The sequence below is a fragment of the Streptomyces sp. S.PNR 29 genome (assembly GCF_030386795.1).
Lineage (GTDB): Bacteria > Actinomycetota > Actinomycetes > Streptomycetales > Streptomycetaceae > Streptomyces.
This window is the reverse complement of sequence record NZ_JANUQM010000043.1, coordinates 1-1396: the sequence shown is the minus strand read 5'-3', so window position 1 is coordinate 1396 and position 1396 is coordinate 1. Positions and strand designations below refer to the sequence as shown.

Here is a 1396-nt window from a genome sequence, read left to right as displayed (position 1 = left end):
ACAACACGCGTACGTATGTGCTCGACGCGGGCCTGCAGCCCGTACCGACCGGCGTCACCGGCGAGCTCTACATCGCCGGCCACGGCCTCGCCCGCGGCTACCTGGGCCGACCCGACCTCACCGCCGAACGCTTCACCGCCGACCCCTACGGCCCACCCGGCACCCGCATGTACCGCACCGGCGACCTCGCCCACTGGACCACCGACGGCAACCTCCACTTCGACGGCCGCGCCGACCAACAAGTCAAAATCCGCGGCTTCCGCATCGAACCAGCCGAAATCGAAACAGCACTGCTCCAGCACCCCCACATCACCCAAGCAGCCGTCATCGCCCGCCAGGACCGCCCCGGCGACAAACGCCTCACCGCCTACCTCACCACCACCCACCCCACCACCGACGACACCCTCCGCTCCCACCTCGCCACCCACCTGCCCGACTACATGATCCCGGCAGCCTTCCTCACCCTCGACGCACTGCCCCTGACCCCCAACGGAAAACTCGACCACAAAGCCCTGCCCGCACCCCACCCCACAACCCACCCCCAAACCGACCACACCCCCCGAACACCACAAGAAGAAACCCTCTGCCGCCTCTTCGCCGAAGTCATCGGACTACCCCGCCCCGCCGGCACCCACGACAACTTCTTCACCCTCGGCGGCGACAGCATCACCTCCATCCAACTCGTCAGCCGCGCCCGCAAAGCCGGAATCACCCTCACCCCCCGCGACGTCTTCCAACACCAAACCCCCGCCCAACTCGCCACCACCCTCACTTACACCGACACCACCCACACACCCACCACACCCGACGACCCCACCGGCACCACCCCCATCACCCCCATCATCGGCTGGCTCCGCGAACTCGACGGACCCATCGACCAGTTCAACCAATCCGTCCTCCTCAAAACCCCCACCAACCTCACCGAACACCACCTCACCACCGCCCTCCAAACCCTCCTCGACCACCACCACACCCTCCGCTCCACCCTCCACCGACACCCCGACACCTGGACCATCCACACCCCACCCCCCGGCACCCACCACGCCACACACCACCTCACCCGCATCCCCGTCCACCCCACCCCCAACGGACAACTCCCCCTCGAACCCACCCACATCCGCAACAACATCAAACAACTCGCCCCCGAAACCGGCCACATGCTCCACGCCACCTGGTTCGACCCAGGCCCCCACACCCCCGGCCGACTCCTCATCACCATCCACCACCTCGTCATCGACGGCGTCTCCTGGCGCATCCTCCTCCCCGACCTCATCACCGCAATCCAAACAGCACACACCACCCCCACCACCACCCCAACCCTCACCCCCACCACCACCTCCTACCGCCACTGGGCCAACACCCTCCACCACCACGCCAACACCCCCCAACGCGAAGC

Annotated in this window: 1 protein-coding gene; it reads left to right on the top strand. The window is 67.1% G+C overall.

All coding sequences use genetic code 11. From position 1 onward, the window contains the following. Positions 1 to 1396, top strand: a 1396-nt coding sequence (locus NW895_RS41120; protein WP_289942372.1) for a phosphopantetheine-binding protein, incomplete at both ends; no start/stop codon positions are given.